Annotated in this window: 1 protein-coding gene; it reads left to right on the forward strand. The window is 62.1% G+C overall.

Going from position 1 to position 282, the window contains the following annotated elements:
* On the forward strand, positions 1-185 hold a 185-nt coding region (locus F1003_RS18560), incomplete at its 5' end, for a BON domain-containing protein (RefSeq protein WP_155090345.1).
* Between the last annotated feature and the right edge of the window lie 97 nt (positions 186-282).

Genomic DNA, 282 nt, shown 5'->3' on the forward strand with positions numbered 1-282 from the left:
AGGTGCGTTCGCAGCTCCTGAGCACCGATCAGGTCAAATCCTCGAACGTGAAAGTAACCACGGAAAACAGCGAAGTCTTCCTGATGGGGCTGGTGACCGACCGCGAAGGCCGGGCGGCGGCGGATATTGCCAGCCGGGTAAGCGGCGTATCCCGGGTGACCACCGCCTTTACCTACATTAAATAAAGCTGCAGTTTCCCGGCTGGCGCTGCGCTTAGCCGGGCTACCGCCCCCTGTCCGTTGTGTGCCGGGTAAGGCGTAGCCGCCACCCGGCATCCAATCC

Source organism: Winogradskyella ouciana (genome assembly GCF_009709615.1).
In the GTDB taxonomy this organism is placed as follows: domain Bacteria; phylum Bacteroidota; class Bacteroidia; order Flavobacteriales; family Flavobacteriaceae; genus Winogradskyella; species Winogradskyella ouciana.